General features: G+C 68.9%; 14 protein-coding genes, 2 tRNA genes and 1 pseudogene. 13 read left to right on the forward strand and 4 right to left on the reverse strand.

Features of this window, described 5'->3' with window-relative positions:
• The first annotated feature begins 9 nt into the window (after window positions 1–9).
• Window positions 10–1,572 carry a DUF885 family protein gene (locus BQ8420_RS28655; protein ID WP_087103172.1) on the forward strand — a complete coding sequence of 521 codons (1,563 nt, stop codon included), beginning with the start codon at window positions 10–12 and terminating at the stop codon, window positions 1,570–1,572.
• A 37-nt stretch (window positions 1,573–1,609) separates the two neighbouring features.
• Here the strand turns inward: BQ8420_RS28655 and BQ8420_RS28660 are convergent, their stop codons facing one another.
• Both BQ8420_RS28660 and BQ8420_RS28665 read right to left on the reverse strand, forming a co-directional pair.
• Window positions 1,610–2,572: an N-acetylmuramic acid 6-phosphate etherase gene (locus BQ8420_RS28660; RefSeq protein WP_369825554.1), complete on the reverse strand. Its 963-nt coding sequence runs from the start codon at window positions 2,570–2,572 to the stop codon at window positions 1,610–1,612.
• Window positions 2,573–2,674: 102 nt separating this feature from the next.
• Window positions 2,675–3,691 carry a MurR/RpiR family transcriptional regulator gene (locus BQ8420_RS28665; RefSeq protein WP_235006546.1) on the reverse strand — a complete coding sequence of 339 codons (1,017 nt, stop codon included), beginning with the start codon at window positions 3,689–3,691 and terminating at the stop codon, window positions 2,675–2,677.
• Window positions 3,692–3,896: 205 nt separating this feature from the next.
• Here BQ8420_RS28665 and BQ8420_RS28670 point away from each other — a divergent pair, with 205 nt between their 5' ends.
• The 5 genes from BQ8420_RS28670 (at window position 3,897) to BQ8420_RS28690 (ending at window position 8,019) form a co-directional block, all read left to right on the forward strand.
• Window positions 3,897–5,720, forward strand: coding sequence for an AfsR/SARP family transcriptional regulator (locus BQ8420_RS28670; RefSeq protein WP_235006547.1), 1,824 nt, complete (start codon window positions 3,897–3,899; stop codon window positions 5,718–5,720).
• Between the two features lie 179 nt (window positions 5,721–5,899).
• Window positions 5,900–6,085: a hypothetical protein gene (locus BQ8420_RS28675; protein ID WP_087103180.1), complete on the forward strand. Its 186-nt coding sequence runs from the start codon at window positions 5,900–5,902 to the stop codon at window positions 6,083–6,085.
• Between the two features lie 131 nt (window positions 6,086–6,216).
• Window positions 6,217–6,293: transfer RNA gene (locus BQ8420_RS28680), tRNA-Lys, on the forward strand.
• Between the two features lie 190 nt (window positions 6,294–6,483).
• Window positions 6,484–6,557, forward strand: a tRNA-Lys gene (locus BQ8420_RS28685).
• 862 nt (window positions 6,558–7,419) lie between these two features.
• The gene (locus BQ8420_RS28690) at window positions 7,420–8,019 is read left to right on the forward strand and encodes a septum formation family protein (RefSeq protein ID WP_087103199.1); all 600 of its coding nucleotides are present in this window, start codon (window positions 7,420–7,422) and stop codon (window positions 8,017–8,019) included.
• 73 nt (window positions 8,020–8,092) lie between these two features.
• Here the strand turns inward: BQ8420_RS28690 and BQ8420_RS28695 are convergent, their stop codons facing one another.
• Entirely contained in the window at window positions 8,093–9,760 is a 1,668-nt protein-coding gene (locus BQ8420_RS28695; RefSeq protein ID WP_235006548.1) for an alpha/beta fold hydrolase, read from the reverse strand.
• A 244-nt stretch (window positions 9,761–10,004) separates the two neighbouring features.
• Window positions 10,005–11,702 carry an alpha/beta fold hydrolase gene (locus tag BQ8420_RS28700; RefSeq protein WP_087103185.1) on the reverse strand — a complete coding sequence of 566 codons (1,698 nt, stop codon included), beginning with the start codon at window positions 11,700–11,702 and terminating at the stop codon, window positions 10,005–10,007.
• 355 nt (window positions 11,703–12,057) lie between these two features.
• Here BQ8420_RS28700 and BQ8420_RS28705 point away from each other — a divergent pair, with 355 nt between their 5' ends.
• The 7 genes and pseudogenes from BQ8420_RS28705 to BQ8420_RS28735 form a co-directional block, all read left to right on the forward strand.
• Window positions 12,058–13,143: an ABC transporter permease gene (locus BQ8420_RS28705; protein ID WP_087103187.1), complete on the forward strand. Its 1,086-nt coding sequence runs from the start codon at window positions 12,058–12,060 to the stop codon at window positions 13,141–13,143.
• 15 nt (window positions 13,144–13,158) lie between these two features.
• On the forward strand, window positions 13,159–14,040 hold the full coding sequence (locus BQ8420_RS28710; protein WP_087103189.1) for an ABC transporter permease: 882 nt from the start codon (window positions 13,159–13,161) through the stop codon (window positions 14,038–14,040).
• Window positions 14,041–14,045: 5 nt separating this feature from the next.
• Complete coding sequence (locus BQ8420_RS28715; RefSeq protein WP_087103202.1) at window positions 14,046–15,113, forward strand: ABC transporter ATP-binding protein; 1,068 nt, start codon at window positions 14,046–14,048, stop codon at window positions 15,111–15,113.
• Complete coding sequence (locus BQ8420_RS28720; RefSeq protein ID WP_369825555.1) at window positions 15,110–16,171, forward strand: ABC transporter ATP-binding protein; 1,062 nt, start codon at window positions 15,110–15,112, stop codon at window positions 16,169–16,171. Before BQ8420_RS28715 ends, BQ8420_RS28720 begins: the two co-directional genes overlap by 4 nt.
• Window positions 16,172–16,178: 7 nt before the next feature.
• Window positions 16,179–16,370 (forward strand): hypothetical protein, encoded by a 192-nt coding sequence (locus BQ8420_RS28725; RefSeq protein WP_087103191.1) that lies wholly within the window; start codon window positions 16,179–16,181, stop codon window positions 16,368–16,370.
• Window positions 16,367–18,178 (forward strand): ABC transporter substrate-binding protein, encoded by a 1,812-nt coding sequence (locus tag BQ8420_RS28730; RefSeq protein WP_087103193.1) that lies wholly within the window; start codon window positions 16,367–16,369, stop codon window positions 18,176–18,178. Before BQ8420_RS28725 ends, BQ8420_RS28730 begins: the two co-directional genes overlap by 4 nt.
• A 253-nt stretch (window positions 18,179–18,431) precedes the next feature.
• A pseudogene (locus tag BQ8420_RS28735) lies at window positions 18,432–18,649 on the forward strand (crotonyl-CoA carboxylase/reductase); the annotation flags it as partial.

An 18,649-nucleotide genomic window follows, 5' to 3' on the forward strand; every position in this document is an offset into this window, starting at 1 on the left:
GTCGGCCGCATGTCTGCACCTTCCCACGAGGAACTCCCCCCTCGGCTGAGGGCCATCGCCGAACTGCTGCCCAGCGCCATGCGCGCGCACGCCGGACTCCACTCCTACGACGGCAGGGCCGCCGACCTGTCACCGTCGGGCGTGCGCGCCCTCCTCGAACGTCTGGGCGGCGATCCACTCGACCACGCCCACGACGAGGCACACCTGACCGCCTTCGAGAACGCGCTCCGGCACGAACTCGGCGAACTCCAGTGGCACCGGACCAACCCCCTGTTCCACATCGGCGAGATGGACCTGTCCGACTACGAACGCGAGTACGCCCCCGCCGCCGAACGCGACGCCGCCCGCCTCGCCCACCTGAGGCTGTGGCCGTGGTTGGCCGACAACGCCCTGGCGTCCCTGGACCGCCTCTCCGCGCCCATCGCCGAGTCCCTGATCGGCGCCGCGCGGGGGCTCATCGGCAGCCTGCCCGACGACCTGCCGGAAGACGTGCGCGACGCCGCCCTCGCCGCGCACTCTCGCCTGATGGCGCACCTGGAGCACGCCGCCGAACACGGCCCGGAACAGGCGGGGCTGGGTACCGAGACGCTCGCCCGCCTCCTAGGCACCGGCGAGGCCATGGAGGTCGACCTCGACGAACTGGCGGCCCGCGCCGACGTCGAACGCGACCGCCTGCGTTCCCGCCTGGCGGAGGCCGCCGGGCGCCTGGCACCCGACCGCGACCCCATGGAGTTCGCCCGCGAGCTCACCCGGGACCACCCCGGTGCCGACGGGGTCCTGGACGCGGCCCGCGAGTGGACGCGCCTGAGCCTGGAGTTCACCACCGAGCGTTCCCTCGCCCCCTACGGCGACGGCGAATGCAGGGTGGACGTGCCACCGCCCGCCCTGCGCTGGGGCACCGCGATGATGGCCTGGTCCGGTCCCTGGGAGACGGACACCGCGTCCTTCTACTACGTCAACCCACCCGACCCCGACTGGTCCGAGGAGGAGGCCGACGAGTGGCTGGAGATGTTCAGCCACACCACCCTGCCCGCGGTGAGCGTGCACGAGGTCGCCCCCGGCCACTACTCGCACGGGCGGGCCCTGCGTCGCCTCCAGAGCCCGGTACGGCGCGCCCTGCCCTCCATGTCCTTCGTCGAGGGCTGGGCGCACTACGTCGAGGAGGTGTGCGTGGACGAAGGGTTCGGCGCCTACGCCGCCGAACGTCTCGACGACCCCGAGTGGACCGCCGACCACTTCGAGATCGGGGTGTGGCTGGAGGCGCTCGTCCGCGTCACACGCCTGGCCGTGGCCATCGGCCTGCACTCGGGCTCCATGACGGTGGAGGAGGCCACCGCACGGTTCACCGAGGACACCGCCCTGCGCGGACCGGCCGCCCGGGCCGAGGCCCAGCGCGCCACCTTCGACCCCACCTACGGTCGGTACACCTGGGGCAAGCTGGAGATCCTGGCCCTGCGCGAACGTGCCCGGGAGCAGTGGGGTGAGGGCTTCTCCCTGCCGCGGTTCCACCGGGAGCTGTTGGAACTGGGCGCGCCCCCGCTCGGCCTGATCGACGAGGTCTTGCGAGAGTGAGCCCGACCGGGTGGAGACCCGGCCGGACCCGAACGGTTCAGTTCGTCTTGGAGTCGCCGACGCCGAGTTCGGCGAGGGCCACCCGGACCCGGCCGCGGGCACGCTTCAACGCGTCCGCGGCCTGCTCCGCGTCCACCTCGGCCAGCAGCGTCACCAGCGCGACCCGGGTGTCGCCCCGGGCGGCGTTCAGGGCCTGCGCGCAGGCCTCCTCGTTCAGGCCGGTGGCCTCGCGCAGGATCGTCAGCACACGCCCCCGCAGCTTGCCGTTGTTGGCGTCCACCCCGACCATCAGGTTCGAGTAGGTCCGGCCGATCCGCACCATCACCGCGGTGGAGAAGGCGTTCAACAGCAGCTTCTGCGCCGTGCCCGCCTTCATCCGGGTCGATCCGGCGACCACCTCCGCGCCCGTGGCCACACCCACGTGCACGTCCGCCGCGGAGGCCAGCGGCGCGTTCGGGTTCGCGGTGATGAGCACCGTGGAGGCCGACCGTTCCCGGGCCGCCTCCAACGCGCCCCCCACGTAGGGGGTGCGTCCACTGGCGGCCAGACCGACCACCAGACAGCCCTCGGCCACCCCGGCCGCGTCCACACGGCCGGCCTCCCAGTCGTCCTCGACCCCTTCCAGGGCCTGGGAGAGGGCGTCTCCGCCGCCCGCGTGGTGAGCCACGACCCAGTCCGGCGGCACCCCGTAGGTGGGCGGAAGCTCCGCGGCGTCCTGGGAGGCGATCCGTCCGGAGGTTCCCGCGCCGAAGTAGTGGATGGTGGCGCCCCTCTCCAGGGCCGCCACCCCCAACTCCACGGCTTCGGCGAGCTGCGGCAGGACGGCGGAGACCGCCGCCGCGACCGTGCTGTCCTCGGCGTTGATCTGCCGGAGGATGTCCAATGCCGGCAGTAGGTCGATGTCGTAGGTGCCGGAGTTCCGGGCCTCGGTGGGAGACCGTACGATCACGGCCTCGTGATCATCCGGCCGGTCCTGTACTCGTCCGTCTCTGCCGTGCACTGAACTCTCCTCTTCGGTCCGCACCCGTGCGTGTCCTCTCCGTCCGGGCCGAGCCGGCTCACCTGACCCGGATCGGGCCCGGGGGGCGGCTCGGGTCGGGGTTCAGCCGCTGCTTCCGGTGCTGTTGTCGGTACTGCTCTCGTTGCCGCCGTTGATGTTCCTGGGCGGGGTCTCGGGGCGGCGGCGCTTGCGGTCCTCGTGCAACCGAAGCCCGCGCACCGCCTCGTAGGTGGTCTCCAACGCGGTCAGGCTGTCGGCGTACCGGATCTGGGCCAGCCCCACGAACAGGCAGTCCACCACGGTCAGCTGGGCCAACCGGGACGCGGTCGCGCCCGAGCGGAACGTGGTCTCGCGGGCCGCCGTGGTCAGGATGTGGTCGGCGAACCCGATGGCGGAGCGCGGGAAGTTGGTGATCGCCACCGTCTGCGCGCCGTGCCTGCCGGCCTCGCTCAACGCCTGCACGGTGTCGATGGTGGTGCCGCTGTGCGAGATGCCGATCGCCACGTCGGTGTCCTCCAGCAGGGAGGCGCTGGTCAGCATCACGTGCGCGTCCGACCAGGCGAACGACGTCAGACCGATCCGGTGCAGCTTCTGCTGGAGGTCGGCGCCGACGAACGCGCTGGCGCCCACCCCGTAGATGTCGATGCGCCGGGCGTTGGCGAGGGCGTCGATGACGGCGCGCAGCACCTCCACGTCCATGGCGGCGCCGGTCTCCTCCACCGCGCGCGCGTCGGTGTAGGCGATCTTCTGGACGACGGTGACGAGGGTGTCGTCGGGGTTGATGTCGCTGGACAGCTCGGGGACGTTGCTGCGGGCTCCGCGGGCCTGACCGGCCTCGGTGGCCAGGGCCAGACGCAGTTCCCGGTATCCGCTGAAGTCGATGGTGCGACAGAAGCGGATGACCGTGGCCTCGGACGTGGCGCAATCCTTGGCGAGCTGGGTGATGGAGGAGGCGGCGGCCCGCTCGGGATCTTCGATGACCCGTTGGGCCACGCGCTGTTCGGCGGGGGCGAGGGAGGGGAGCAGGGAGCGGATCCGTAGCACCGTGGTCGGTGCCGCCGGCGCTAGGGCCTCATCCGGACCGGAGGAGTCGCCTGAAGATTTCGGAGTTTGCGCCATGAAGGAAAGTTTCTTTCGGTCGCGGTGCAGAGTCAACGCACTGACGGGAAAAACCGGGAGATTCAAGGATTTCAAGGGACGGGCCGTGCGGCAAGTGTCCTCGTTCCGATTGCGGGATCCCAGTTCAGCGGGCACGCTGGGGCGAAGCGGTGCGTCTTCCGGGTTTGCCGGAAGCATCCGCACCGGGGATACGAGGGAGGGCACTGTGTCGCGGTTCGGCCCGGTCGGACCCGAGGACGAGTCGACCACCGACGGGCCATCCGATCCCCACGGTATCCGCGTCGGCCTGCTCGGCCGGCTCACTCTCCACGTCGACGGATCCCCGATACGCCTGCGCGGCGAACGTCGACGTGCCCTGCTCGCCGCCCTCCTCCTCCACGCCGGTGGGTCCGTGTCCACCGACCACCTCATCGACCGTGTCTGGGCCGAACCCGGACGGGCCGCCCGAGGCGCCCTCCAGGTCCACGTGGCCCGCCTCCGAGCCCTCCTCGAAGAGCAGCTGGGCGACCCCCTCATCCGCAGCACCGACGACGGATACCGGGTCGACCTCCGCACACACCGCTGTGACCTGCTGCGCCTGCGATCCCTGGTCCACGAGGCCGACCTCGCGGCCCAACGCGGCGAGACCGACGTCCACGCCGACCTGCTCGGCCGGGCGTTGGCCCTCTGGCGCGGACCCGTACTGACCGACATCGCCTCCCCGGCCCTGCACCACCACGACGTGCCACGGGTCGAGGAGGAACTCCTGCGCGTGGCCGAACGGGCCTTCACCGCCGACCTGGCCAGGGGCGAGAACGAGAGAGTCGCCGATCGGGTCGCGCCCATCGTCGCCGCCCACCCTCGACGTGAACCCCTCGTCCGGGCGCAGATGGTCGCCCTGTACCGGTGCGACAGGCGGAGCGAGGCCCTGCACGCCTATTCCCGGGCCCGCTCGGCGCTCGCCGAGGAACCGGGACTCACCCCCGGCCGTGAGCTCCTGGCGGCCTTCCACGGTGTCCTGCGCGGCGATCTGGAACCCCGGAACCGTTGGGGCCCGGTCATGGTCTCCACCGGTGTCGGTGGGCGGACCACCCGCACGGTCGCCCACCCCGACCCGATCCCGAGCGGGCCGGGCGCGTCGACCTCCTCGGTGCCACGTCCCAGGGCCCACCACGACGCGCATGCGACCACCGCCCGGAACCACGAACACGGGCCCTGGCCCCTGGTGCCCGCAGAGCTCCCGGCCGCCCCGAGCCCGCTCGTCGGACGGGCCGAGGCCCTGGCCGAACTCGACCGCCTCGTCGATCCCTGCGCGGCCGTCCCCGCGAGCGTTCTGGTCCGCGGCCCGGCCGGGGCCGGCGCCAGTGCCCTGGCCCTTCGCTGGGCGCATTCGGTGGCCGCGCACTTCCCCGACGGTCGGCTCTACGTCAATCTGCGCCGTTCGGACGGCACACCCCGTGCGCCGACGGAGGTGCTGCGCCGCATGGTGCGCTCCCTGTCGGCGGGTCGGGTCGGTGTCGCGGACCTGTCCGCCGCCGAGGACGAAGCCGACGAGGCCGCCGCCCGGTTGCGCTCCCTGATGTCCGGCCGGCGGGTGCTCCTGCTCCTGGACAACGCCGCGAGCGCTCACCAGGTGCGTCCGCTCCTGCCGGGCGACCCCGGCAGCGCCGCCGTGGTGACCGGTCGCCACTGGCTCACCGACCTGTTGGTCCGTGACGGTGTGCGCGCACTGCCCCTCGACGCCCTGGACACAGCGGGCGCGATGGCGTTGCTGCGTTCCCTGTTGGGGGAGCGGCGCCACTCGGAGGAGGCGTTGCGTCGGGTGGCCGAACTGGCCGGGTGCCTGCCCCTGTCGCTACGGATGGCGGTGGCGTGGTTGGACGCGCACCCGGAACACACGGCGGACGTCCTGGTTCGACTGGTGGAGCGGGTGGACCCGGCACGAGGGATCTCCCCCACGGCTCGGATGGCCGCGGTTCTTCGCGCCGGGCCCCTGGGCGCGGGCCCGGCCGCGGGGAAGTACCGACCGGGCTCCGAGCACCCGCACTGATTCTGCGGTACGCGTCTTACGTTCGGTTTTCGGTCGGACGACGATGGGGGAGGGTGCCGGTGACAACACCGCCACCGTCCGAGGATCGGGTTCCCGCGCCGTCGACGGTCGTTCGTGGAATCGACCGATTCTGCTTCAGGGGGTGCTCACCGCTCCCATGAGTCGCTAGTGTCAACCCCATGACGCAGAACAACGATCCCGACATGGACCCGGCGGGAACCACGCAGCACTTCCGCCGTTTCGTCGACGACAACCCCGAGCCCGAAGAGGCCCCGCGCCGCCCGATCCTTCCGCTGGTGCTGGCGGGCGTCGGTGTCCTCCTCGCCATCGGGGTCATCGTCGTCCTGGTGATGGCTTTCTCCTAGAGTTCCGCTACTTCCGCGATGTGACGGGGCCGACCCTCGGCCGGCCCCGGAATCGGTTCGCGGCCGCTCCACGGTCCTGCTAGAGTTGCATCCGTTGCCGCGAGGGCCGTCGGGTTCTCAGCGGGAGTCGGGCGTCATTAGCTCAGTTGGTTAGAGCAGCTGACTCTTAATCAGCGGGTCCGGGGTTCGAGTCCCTGATGACGCACCAGCACGAAGGCCCCGATCGACGGAGAACGTCGGTCGGGGCCTTCGTCGTCGGTGGTGCTCCGACCGGAAGGCCGGCCCGGTGGTCTGCGGCACAACCATCGACGAACGGTCCCTGAACGGCACAAGTCGCTCCGAGGATCCGGTAGTGTTGTCCATGTCGCCGCGGGTCCTTCGGGAACCGTCAGGCGCAGGCGCCACTAGCTCAGTCGGTTAGAGCAGCTGACTCTTAATCAGCGGGTCCGGGGTTCGAGTCCCTGGTGGCGCACCCGGTGCGAGGGCCCCGGTGATCGGAAACGATCACCGGGGCCCTCGTCGTTTCCAGGGCCGGGGCGGCTGTCCTGGTCCTCAGCGTTCTAAGGGGGTCGCTGTTTTAACAGCGACCCCCTGTAAGGAATGGGGCTCTGTCATCCCGAAATTTTCAGCAAGGGGACTACGATTTTAGGGCGGGAAGCCTATGCTCCTACGATTGCGGTGGCGCTGATGACCATCCCCTGGGATTTACTGCATTTCCCCACGCTTGTCTTTAGCTTCTGACCAATATATCCTCCCGCGCTGCCCATGCGGTGGGAGGGTTCGTTGGCGCACTGGTACTGCACCTTCCAGTGGCCGGACTTGCAGGTTGCATAAGCACCGTAGCCACTGTATCTCGCAGAACAATGACTTGCGTGAGCAACGGCAGGCGCCAATGTTGCGATAAGTGCTGCAGAGACTGCGGTGATAATAAATCTTCTGAATCTGATCATGGTGTAAATTTTCTCCTCAAGTCTGATTTCGCTCGTTTATAGTAGCGTTAATTCTTCTGCATGAGTGGCGGTTGTGGGCCTTCTGGGGTAGGCAAATTATGTTTGCGCAGGTAGGCTCCCCGGTCTTAAGGAGATCGTTACCTGGCCAGAAGTGGACACGCTTAACCTGGAGGCTGTGAGGGGGAGTCTCCAGGGGTCGGTTGTCGACTAATTTCGATCTGCACTACCCAGGGTGGGCCTGTGCTGACCTGCACCGGGGGTCATATCGGACGAAGCGTGGGAAACTGGCAAGTCGATGGAACCTTCCTCGGTTCCGGCGCATCGATATAGATGGTGCCGGTCATCCAGGATCGGCGCCGCAGCGACGATCCTGATGGAGTGACCATGGTGTCCGAAGCCCGCCAGTACCTGCCCGGCCGCGCCGCCCTGGCGGCCTTGGCCGTGGGGGCGGTCCTGTCCCTCAGCGCCTGCGGGCTGCCGTTCCTTCCCCCGGCCCTCCAGGGCGCGGAGCCCGAGCCGAGCCCCACGCCCGTCGAGAGCGAGGAGCCGGTGGAGGAGGAGACCGAACCCGTCGCGACCGAGGCGCCCGAGGAGCCCGAAGAGCTCGGGGCGCAGGACGAGGACGTGTTCATCCTCCGTACCGGGGACTGCATCAACGAGTGGAGCGCCGACAGCGACGAGAGCGTCAGCTCGGTGCCCAAGATCGACTGCGCGGAGCCGCACGACCTGGAGGTCTACTACGAGGGCACCCTCGACGAGAGCGGGCCCTACCCGGCCGGTGAAGCGCTCGGCGAGATGGTCAACGAGGGCTGTGTCGACGCCTTCGAGGACTTCGTCGGACTCGACTACATGGAATCGGCTCTGGACTTCTCCAGCCTCATGCCGACGGAAGACGGCTGGGAGGCGGGCGACCGCGAGTACCTCTGCCTGGTCGGCCAGTACGGCGAGCAGACCTCCGGGACCCTTGAGGACTCCCAGATCTAGCGTCTCCATCGACGGAACGGCCCGCACCGGTGAACACTCACCGGTGCGGGCCGTTCTCGGTCGTGGTCGGGGATCAGTGGCGTCCGAGAGCCCTGGCACGCGTGGGCTCGAACTCGTCGTACTCCTCGAACCGCTGGAACAGTTCGGTCAGGTCCTCCGTGTCGGGTCGATCGGAGGTCACCTCTGGTCGCGGCAGTCCCGCGCACGCCAGGTCCTGTGGGGCGGCGCCGTCCACGAGGTAGGCGTCCACCGCATCGGTCACACAGGGGTGCAGGAGCTCCAGGTCGACCAGGTCGACGATGGCGTAGAACCCGTGGCCGCCATCGTCCGTGACGGTGATGAGGGAGCCGTCCAGGGTCTCGGCCATGGCGGGTCCGCCCGCGTAGGCCGTGTTCGCGTCGTACTCACCGGCGATGATCAGCGGGCTGGTGCTGCCCGCCGGGACCAGGTCCACCGCCGGTTCGCTCGGCCGGTTCTGGGTGAAGCCGCAGGTCTGCGGGCCCGCCCAGTGCGCACCCGTGCCGTAGGGGTGGTCGTCGCGGTAGTCGCGCATGTCCGAGTGGTAGGTCGAGACGCGCTCCGGCCACTCGGCCTCGCACAGGATCGCCGTGTGCAGGTCCAGGTTCATCCCGAAGAGTTCGGCCACGTCCTCGGGGAGCTCGGGCACGGGTTCGACCTCGGGGAAGGGCTCGCCGTCGATGACGCCCTTGAGGTACCAGGTGGCGTCGTCCCAGGTGCTCTGGCCCCGCGCGGCGACCCCCGCCTCCATGGCGAAGGCGTTGCCGTCGTAGACCTCGCCGCTCGGGTGGTCGGTCCGCGGCTCCTCCTGTAGTGCGGTGGCGGTCTCCTCGAAGACGCGCAGGAGCTCCTCGGGGTCGTCGCCCATCCCGAACACCTCGTCATGGCCCGCCAACCAGGCCGAGTAACGCTCCATGTTCTCGGTGTAGGCGGTGGCCTGCATCATGAAGCTCTCCCGCCAGATGCCGTCCGGGTGCACCGGGGAGTCGAGCACGCTGCGGTCGAGCCGTTCGGGGAACAGGCTTCCGTAGACCGCGCCCAGGTAGGTGCCGTAGGAGTAGCCGACGTAGCTGACGCGCTCCTCGTTCAGCGCGGCGCGGATGACGTCCATGTCGCGGGCGGTGTTGGCCGTGGTCATGTGCGGACGTAGGTCGCCCTCCGCCGCGTCGCAGGCCCGGGTGTAGCGGATCGTCTCCCGGGTGATCTCGGAGATCTGCTCGTCGGTGGGCCGCGGGTAGCTGATCGGGAGCTCGCTCCCACAGTCCAGCGGGGTCGACGCTCCGGTTCCGCGCGGGTCCATGCCGATGCTGTCGTAGACCTCTCCGGCGCGCGTGGCCAGACCCAGATCGGCGCCCAGGGCCCGCCCCGCGCCGCCGGGGCCGCCGGGGTTGCTCAGGAGGATGCCCCGACGGGCCTCGGGGTCGCTCGCGGCGGCCCGGAGGATGGCGATCTCGATGCGTGCTCCGCCGGGGTCGGCGTAGTCGAGGGGGACCTCGACCCGGGCGCATTCGAGTGCGAACTCGGCGAAGAACTCTTCCTCGCACAGGGCCCAGTCGACCTCCTGGCCATGGAAGGGCGCCAGTGCGTCGATGGCGGCGGTGCCGTCGACGAGGCTCGGGTCGACGGGTTCGGCCGTGGCGGGGGCCGCGGCGGCGAGGGTCAGGGCGAGAGCGCCGGCCATTGCGGCCGCGCTCCCACGGATGACGGTGCGTGCTGGGGGCACGGGGGATTTCCTCCGCTGTCGTCGGAAGCGTGTGTATGCGCGGCAACCGTACGAAGAGGGCATGGGGTGCCAACACCCACAAATGTCATATGTCGGTCCTAGTGACCGGATGTGGACATCTGAGCCCGTGCTCGCCGAGGTGACGTTCTTCCCCGGTCGCGCGATGTCCGGCGTCCCCATCGACGGAACGGCCCGCACCGGTGAACACTCACCGGTGCGGGCCGTTCTCGGTCGTGGTCGGGGATCAGTGGCGTCCGAGAACCCGGGCACGCGTGGGCTCGAACTCGTCGTACTCCTCGAACCGCTGGAACAGTTCGGTCAGGTCCTCCGTGTCGGGTCCATCGGAGGTCGTCTCAGGTCGGGGCAGTCCCGCGCACTCCAGGTCCTGTGGGTCGGCGCCGTCCACGAGGTAGGCGTCCACCGCGTCGTCCACGCACGGGTGCAGGGGATCGAGGTCCACCGGGTCGAGGACGGCGTAGAACCCGTGGCCGCCTTCGTCGGTGATGGTCAGGAGGGAGCCGTCCAGGGTCTCGGCCATGGCGGGTCCGCCCGCGTAGGCGGTATTGGTGTCGTATTCCGCGGCGATGATCAGCGGGCTGGTGCTGCCCGCCGGCACGAGGTCCACCAACGGTTCGGTCGGCTGCTTCTCGCTGAAGGTGCAGGCCTGGGGGCCGGTCCAGGACGCGCCCGAGCCGTAGGGGTGGTCGTCGCGGTAGTCGCGCATGTCCGAGTGGTAGGTCGAGACATCCTCCGGCCACTCGGCCTCGCACATGACCGCCGTGTGCAGGTCCAAGTTGTAACCGGACAGGTCGAGTTCGTCCTCGGGGATCTCGGGTTCGGGGTCCGTGTCCTCCTCGAACCCGCCCTCGGGCTCCTCCTCGGGGAAGGGCTCGTCTTCGACCAGGGCCTTGAGGAACCAGGCACTGCCGTCCCACTCGCTCTGGTCACGAGCGAACTCTCCCGCGATTGCCATGAAGTCGTTTCCGTCGAAGCCACCCGGGAAGAAGAGGTCGGGTCGGGGTTCCTCCTGGAGACGGTCGGCGGTCTCCTCGAAGGTCCGGATGATCGTGTCGGGGCTCCCGCCCATTCCGAACACCTCGTCGCGCTCGGCCAGCCAGATGGCGTACCGCTCCACGTTCGCGGTGTAGGCGGGGGCCTGCGCCAGGGAGTCCTCGCGCCAGATGCCGTCCGGGTTCACCGGTGAGTCGAGCACGCTGCGGTCGAGCCGTTCGGGGAACAGGCTTCCGTAGACCGCTCCCAGGTAGGTGCCGTAGGAGTAGCCGACGTAGCTGATCTGCTCCTCGCCCAGGGCGGCGCGGATCACGTCCATGTCGCGGGCGGTGTTGGCCGTGGTCATATGCGGCATCAGGTCGCCCGCGTTGGTGTCACAGTCCCGGGCGTACCGGATCGTCTCCCGGGTGACCTCGGAGATCTGCTCGTCGGTGGGACGTGGGTAACTGGGCGGGGGTTCGCCTTCGCAGTCGATCCAGGTCGAGGCTCCGGTTCCACGAGGATCCATGCCGATGCTGTCGTAGACCTCTCCCGCACGTGAGTCCAAGGCCAGTTCGATACCGAGGTCACGGCCGGAGAGGCCGGGACCGCCGGGGTTGCTCAGGAGGACGCCCCGTCGCGCTTCGGGGTCGGACGCGGACATGCGCAGGATGGCGATCTCGATGCGTTCCCCCTCCGGAGCCGAGTAGTCGAGGGGCACCTCGACCCGGGCGCATTCCGCTTCGGCCCCGGAGAGGAAGGCCTCTTCACATGGGGCCCAGTCGATCTCCTGGTCGTGGAAGGGGGCCAGTGCGTCGATGGCGACGGTGTCGTCGACGAGGCTCGGGTCGTCGGGTTCGGCCGCGGCCGGCGCGGCCGTGAGGAGGGACAGGGCGAGACCGGTGGCCAGGCCGGCCGAGGTCCCGCGGATGACGGTACGTGCTGGGGGCACGGGGGTTTCCCTTTGCTGTCCTGTGCGTCATCGGTGGACCGGGCCCGCCGATGACGCATTCGTGTGCGTCTGCGGGGCAACGGTACGAAGCGCGCACATGCCGCCGGCACTCCCGAACGTCATGTGGCGCCCTCGACCTTCGGGGGAGCGCACCCCTTCCATTCGGACAGTGTCGGGCGGTTTGTGGCCGTCTGTTCGGTTCGTGGTGGCGATCGGGTCGCGCGAAAGACGCCGTTTGGTCACGGGGGTGGTGTGCGCCACACGAATGGGGTTACGGTGACCATCTATTAGGAAAGTTTCCTAATAGAAACGTGGCGCCCTCACCCCTCCCAGCCCCCTCGCCCGAAGGAGCCCCGTGGCCACCGAACTCGCGGCCGCCCCGCCACCGGACACCGGTGACGCCGGGCCCTCCACACCCCGGAAGACGACCCTCCTACGACGGATCTGGCGCAACTACCTCTTCGTCAAGGTCCGCAAGGCCGTTGTCGTGGTGTTCGTGGTCGCCAACGTGACGTTCTTCCTCGGCCGCGCGATGCCGGGCGACCCCATCGACGTCATGGCCGGCCGCCTCACCCAGGGCGGCATGTCGATGGAGGAGGCGCGCGCCATCGCGATGCACTCCCTCGCCTACGACCCCGAGGCTCCCCTCCTGCGGCAGTGGTGGGAGTTCTTCGTCGGACTGCTCACCTTCGACTTCGGCGGCACCATCAACCGCCCCGGGGTCAGCGTCACCGAGGCCATCGGCGCCTACCTGCCCTGGACCCTCTTCAGCATCGGCGTGGGAAGCCTCATCGCCATCGGCCTCGGCCTGGCCCTGGGGATGGTCATGGCCTACCGGCGCAACCAGGCCATCGACCACGTGCTCAGCGTCGTCGCCTCGGTCCTGGGCGCCATCCCCAACTACCTCATCGCCATGGTCCTCGTCGTCGGCGGTGGCATGTACCTGGGCTGGTTCGACCCCATCGACCTACGCGGCACCCTCAGCCCCGGCGTCCAACCCGGATTCACGCTCGTCTTCGTCGGCGACGCGTTCTACCACGCGGCCCTGCCGATCCTCACCTACGTCCTGGCGATCATCGGCACCTGGATGCTCGTCATGAAGGCCTCCACCACCGAGGTCCTCGGCGAGGACTACGTGACCGTCGCCCGCGCCCGCGGTCTACCGGACACCCGCATCGCCACCGCCTACGTCGGCCGCAACGCCGTCCTACCACTGGTCGCCCAGATCGCCATCTCCTTCGGCACCCTCGTCGGCGGCGCGATCTTCGTCGAACAGGTCCTGGTCTACAAGGGCGTGGGAGGTCTGTTGCTGGACGCCGTCCACTACCGCGACTACCCGCTCCTCCAAGGGCTGCTCGTCATCATCACCTCGTGCGTGGTGATCGCCAACCTCATCTCCGACCTGCTCTACAGCAGGCTCGACCCGCGCATCCAGAACTAGACGGGGACCTACGCCATGGCCGTCACCACAGCCTCCGCCCCCGCCGCCGGTGTCTGGGGCACCATCTGGCAGGGCATCACCCGCAGCACCAGCGGATTCATCGGACTCTGCCTGGTCCTCGGCGTCCTGATCTTCTCCTTCGTCGGGCCGCTGTTCGTCGACCCCGCCAACCCCACCGACGTCACGAAGATCTGGGGAGCGCCCAGCGCCGAGAACTGGCTCGGCAACAACCACGAGGGAAAGGACACCTTCACCCAACTCGTCCTCGGCGGACGCGAACCCATCTGGGTCGGCTTCGTCGCCGCCCTCATCACGGTCGCCATCGCCGTCGTCCTCGGCGCGGTCGCCGGCTACGTCCGCGGCCGGATCGACCACTTCCTGCTCCAGGTCACCGACATCACGATGACCGTTCCGTTCATCGTGCTGATGCTGGTCATCGCGTCCTTCTACCGCACCTCGTCCCCGCTGGTGGTCTCCTTCATCATCGGCCTGGTCACCTGGCCGTTCCTGATGCGGTCGATCCGCGCGCAGGTACTCAGCCTCAAGGAACGCGAGTTCATCGAGGCCGCCCGTCTCCAGGACCTCGGCACCGCGCGCATCCTCTTCGTCGAGGTCCTGCCCAACATGGCCGGCTACATCTTCATCAACTTCATCATCGCCATCACCAACGCGATCTACGCCGTCGTCGGCATGTACCTGCTCGGCCTGCTGCCCAGCACCGCCGACAACTGGGGGCTGATGATCCAGCAGGCCTGGGACAACAACGCCTTCCTCCTACCCCAGGCGGCGCCCTTCCTCATCGCTCCGATGGTCATGATCATGCTCTTCCAGATCGGTCTGGTCACCATGACCCGCTCCCTGGAACAGGCCCTCAACCCCCGACTCCGGGACAGGTGAACCCCGTGAACGACCTCCCCACCGACCCGGGCACCGACGACGGCGCCCTGCTGTCGGTCCGCGGTGTCGACGTCGGCTACCGCACCGGACGCAGGACCCACGTCACCGCCGTCCACGACGTCTCCTTCGATCTCCACCCCGGCCAGTCGATGGCCCTGGTCGGGGAATCCGGCTGCGGAAAGACCACCCTGGGCCTGGGCCTGCTCCGCCTGCTCCCGCGCACCGGCGTCATCCCGAGCGGCGAGATCCTTTTCCGCCGCAAGGACGGCACTCGCGTCGACGTGCGCACCCTCCAGAAGGAGAACCTGCGCCGCTTCCGCTGGAGCGAGGCGGCCATGGTCTTCCAAGGCGCCATGAACGCCTTCAACCCGGTGCTGCGCATCGAGGACCACTTCGTCGACACCTTCCGTGCCCACGAGAACGGCCGCCGACGCCCCCGACGAGAGATCCTCGAACAGTCCGCCGAACTCCTGGAGATGGTCCGGCTCGACCCCGCCCGAGTCCTGAACGCCTTCCCCCACGAACTCTCCGGCGGCATGCGCCAGCGCAGCCTCATCGCCCTGGCCCTGGCGCTGCGCCCCCAACTGCTCATCCTGGACGAACCCACCACCGCCCTGGATCTGCTCACCCAGCGCTCCATCGTGGAACGCCTGGCCGAACTGCGTGAACAGCTGCGCTTCTCGATGGTCTTCATCACCCACGACCTGGGACTGGCCGCCGAGCTGGCCGACCGCGTCGGCACCATGTACGCGGGCCGCCTCATCGAGACGGGCACCACGCGGGACATCTTCCACCGCTCCCGCCACCCCTACACCTCGGCGCTGATCGACTCCGTGCCCCCGGTCGCGGGCGACCTCCACGTCCCCGAGTCGTTGCCCGGCGGCCCGCCCAGCCTCCACGCGCTGCCCCCGGGCTGCTCCTTCGCCCCGCGCTGCGCCCACGCCCTGACCGACTGCGACCTCACCCGCCCCACCCTGGACGTGCTCGTTCCCCGAGGCGAGGGTCTCAGCCACGCCGCGGCCTGCCTGCGCTCCACCGACGCCGAAATCCACGCCGAGGGGGTCCCCCGTTGATCGACCGCACCTTCGACACCGCACATCCCGAGCCCGTCACGGTGCCCGGACCGCAGGGCGACTCCCCGGGACACGGCGAGACGACCGAACCGGTGCTCACCCTCAAGGGCGCCCAACAGATCTTCAGGACACCCCGCGGCGACGTCCCCGCCGTCGCGGGCGTGGACCTGGAGGTCCGTGCCGGCCAGGTCCTGTGCCTGGTGGGCGAGTCCGGCTGCGGAAAGACCACCACCGCGCGCATGGCCGCCGCCCTGGCCGACCCCACCGCCGGATCCGTGCTGTTCCGGGGCAAGGACGTCGCCTCGATGGACAGGAAGGAACGGGCCGCCTTCCGCCGCTCGGTCCAGTACATCCACCAGGACCCCTACGCCTCCCTCAACCCGGTCCGCACCGTCTACTCCACGGTCTCCGCCGGGCTGCGCCGGCACGGAATGGTGAAGAACCACGCCGAGGCCAGGCGCGTCACCGCCGAACTCCTCGAACGCGTCGACCTGACCCCGGCCGAGGACCACCTCGACAAGTACCCCCACCAGATGTCCGGCGGCCAACGGCAACGCGTCGCCGTGGCCCGTGCCCTGGCGATGAACCCCGAGGTGATCATCGCCGACGAGTCCACGTCGATGCTCGACGTGTCCATCCGCGTCAGCCTCCTCAACACCCTCGGCCGGCTCCGCGACGAACTCGGCGTCGGCTTCCTGTTCATCACCCACGACCTCGCCGTCGCCAAGTACTTCGCCTGGCGCGGTGAGATCGCCGTCATGTACCTCGGGAAGGTCGTGGAACAGGGCACCACCCCTCGGGTGGTCAACGACCCACGGCACCCGTACACCGAGGCGCTCGTCTCCGCGGTGAGCGAGCCCGACCCCGACCTGGCGCACAGGAAGGATCGGATCCGGCTGCGCGAGGCCGACATCCCCGACCTCACCGACCTGCCGCCGGGCTGCGACTTCCATCCGCGCTGTCCCCTCTACGCCGAGGGCGACTGTGACTCCGTGCGCCCCCCGCTGGTGCGCAGCCACGACCGGCTGCTCGCCTGCCACGTCGTCACTCGGGGGTGAGGCGACCTTGCTGCTCCTCATCGGACGTTTCGGTGTCCTCGTCGGAGCCTTCCTCACCCTGGCCTGCACTCTCATGGCCGTGTTCACATCCCCCGGCACAGCCGAGTTCGTCATCAGCGTCGTCACCGTCGGTATCGGCCTGGTCGTCCTCAGCCTCGGTCTGCTCGCCGTCCTCCTGGAAAGGAAGCGTCAAGAATGACCTCCCACCCCCTCCACAACGCGGTCCGGCAGGACCTGAGCAGACGTCGACTCCTCAAGGCCATGGGCCTCGGCGCGGCCGGTGCCACGGGCGCCGGGCTGCTGTCGGCCTGTGCCGGTGGTGAGACCGCGAGCGGCGGCGCCGCGCAGTTCACCGGGGTCTTCGACTTCGACCTGGACTCCATGACGCGCAACGTCCACCGTGAGGACGGCGCGCTGTTGCTCGGCTCCGTGTACAAGGACCTGTTCCTGTGCCCCGGCGGTGTCTACAACTGGAGCACCCAGGAGTGGGACTACCTCCTGCTCGAAGGGCACGAGTGGGACGGCGACGACCTCGTCGTGACGCTGAGGTCCGGTCTGAAGTGGAGCGACGGCTCCGACCTGAACGCCGACGACATGATCCGCAGCTACGCCATGCGCGTCCTGGAGGCCCCGTCGTGGGGCTTCGGATTCCCGCAGGTCCAGGACCTGGAGAAGCTGGACGACCTGAGCGTGCGGCTGGGCTTCGAGGACCCGTTCCCCAACATCGAGCGCAGCATCATCAAGCACCGCGTCGTCTCCAAGACCACCTACGAGGGTTTCGGTCAACCCGCCGTGGACATGGTCAATGACGGTGTCCGCCAGGGGGACGACGAGCACGCCGATTGGAACGCCGAGTTCATCGAGTTCGACCCGGACGAGATCGTGTGCAGCGGTCCGTACAAGTTCGACGAGGCGCAGATGTCGGACGCGCGCATCACGCTGGTGCGCAACGAGGAGGGTTACCAGGGCGCCGAGGTCAAATTCGACGAGGTGGTCATCCACAAGGGCGACAACCGCCAGTCCGCGCTGCTGATCCAGAGCGGTGACGTCGACTACTCCACCCTGGCGCCCTCCGCCGCCGACCAGCAGGCCTTCCAGGGGGTGGAGGGGTTCCGCTGGATCGAGCACGCCGGTTACGACGGCTGCGGCATCATGTTCAACCACCAGGCCAAGCCGGAGGTCCAGGACGTCCGGGTGCGCAAGGCTCTGGCCTACATCCTGGACGGCGACCAGATCGGTCAGGTCGCCCGTGGGGAGGCCTACAGCCGGGTCGAGCACTACGCGGGTCTGGCGGACATCCAGGCCGAGGAGATCTTCACCGCCGAGGAGCTCGCCGACTTCGAGAACTACGACCAGGACCACGACAAGGCCACCGAACTGCTGGAGGAGGCCGGGTGGACCCTGGAGGGCGGTAAGTGGTACCTGCCCGACGGTGAGGAGGCCAGTTTCGAGGTCATCGGTGTCGCCGGCTGGGGTGACTTCGAGCTGACCGCCACCCAGGTGGAGGAGGCCTGGAACGACTTCGGGATCAAGACCGAGGCCCGTAACGTGCCCGAGGACAACCCGTGGGGCATCTGGGGCGCCGGTGACTTCGAGGTCGCCGTCCGGCACTGGGGCAACCCCGAACAGCCCGACTACTGGGGCGCGTTCCAGATGAACTTCCTGACCGAGAACGCCGGTACCGACGACTCCCCGGGCCAGGGTTTCGACCTCCAGGTGGACAGTCCTTCTCAGGGGGAGGTCGACATCGCCGAGCTGGTGGACGCCGCCCAGCGCGCGGAGAGCGAGGAAGAGCAGACGGAGACGTTGAAGACGCTGGCGATCGTCTTCAACGAACTCCTGCCGCGCATCCCGATCTGGACCTATAAGTACCTGTCCCCGGCGATCGAGGGCATCCGGGTCGAGGAGTTCCCGACGGACACTCCCACCTCGCAGAACGAGCAGTACCAGGACAACCATGTCATCCTCGCCCTGATCCAGGGCGAACTGGAACCGGTCCAGGACTGATCCACCGAAGCGAACGGTACCGATAACGGAGAAAGGGGTGGGCGTCGACGGACGTCCGCCCCTTGGCCCTGCCCTCTCACCCTTTATTACGGACTGGGGTGCATTTGTTTGCACAATGTCCGTTTATACGCGGTCATGCGAAGTGAATGTAGTCTCGCCCCGCGCGTGCAAACGCACACGCGTTTTCCCGACCGCTCGATCTCACCCCCGACCCCGCCCCGGGTCACCGGCCGTCGAAAGGAACCGCTGCGCCATGCCCAAGGACCTGTACGAACTCGGTGAGGTTCCGCCCCTGGGTCACGTGCCCACGCGCATGCACGCGTTCACCATCCGCCGGGAACGCTACGGGCGACCCCGCGACGCGTTCGCCCGCGAGATCGTGCCGGTCCCCGAGCTGAAGCCGGGGCACGTGCTGATCTACACGATGGCCGCCGGGATCAACTACAACAACATTTGGGCCGCCAAGGGGCA

It is taken from the genome of Nocardiopsis sp. JB363 (genome assembly GCF_900143625.1).
Taxonomy (GTDB): Bacteria; Actinomycetota; Actinomycetes; order Streptosporangiales; family Streptosporangiaceae; genus Nocardiopsis.

Excerpts from the sequence above, each read along its gene's own strand:
- BQ8420_RS28665 (WP_235006546.1), bottom strand. The coding sequence starts at position 3,691 with ATGGCGCAAACTCCGAAATCTTCAGGCGACTCCTCCGGTCCGGATGAG.
- BQ8420_RS28675 (WP_087103180.1), top strand. The coding sequence starts at position 5,900 with ATGACGCAGAACAACGATCCCGACATGGACCCGGCGGGAACCACGCAG.
- BQ8420_RS28690 (WP_087103199.1), top strand. The coding sequence starts at position 7,420 with ATGGTGTCCGAAGCCCGCCAGTACCTGCCCGGCCGCGCCGCCCTGGCG.
- BQ8420_RS28655 (WP_087103172.1), top strand. The coding sequence starts at position 10 with ATGTCTGCACCTTCCCACGAGGAACTCCCCCCTCGGCTGAGGGCCATC.
- BQ8420_RS28730 (WP_087103193.1), top strand. The coding sequence starts at position 16,367 with ATGACCTCCCACCCCCTCCACAACGCGGTCCGGCAGGACCTGAGCAGA.
- BQ8420_RS28710 (WP_087103189.1), top strand. The coding sequence starts at position 13,159 with ATGGCCGTCACCACAGCCTCCGCCCCCGCCGCCGGTGTCTGGGGCACC.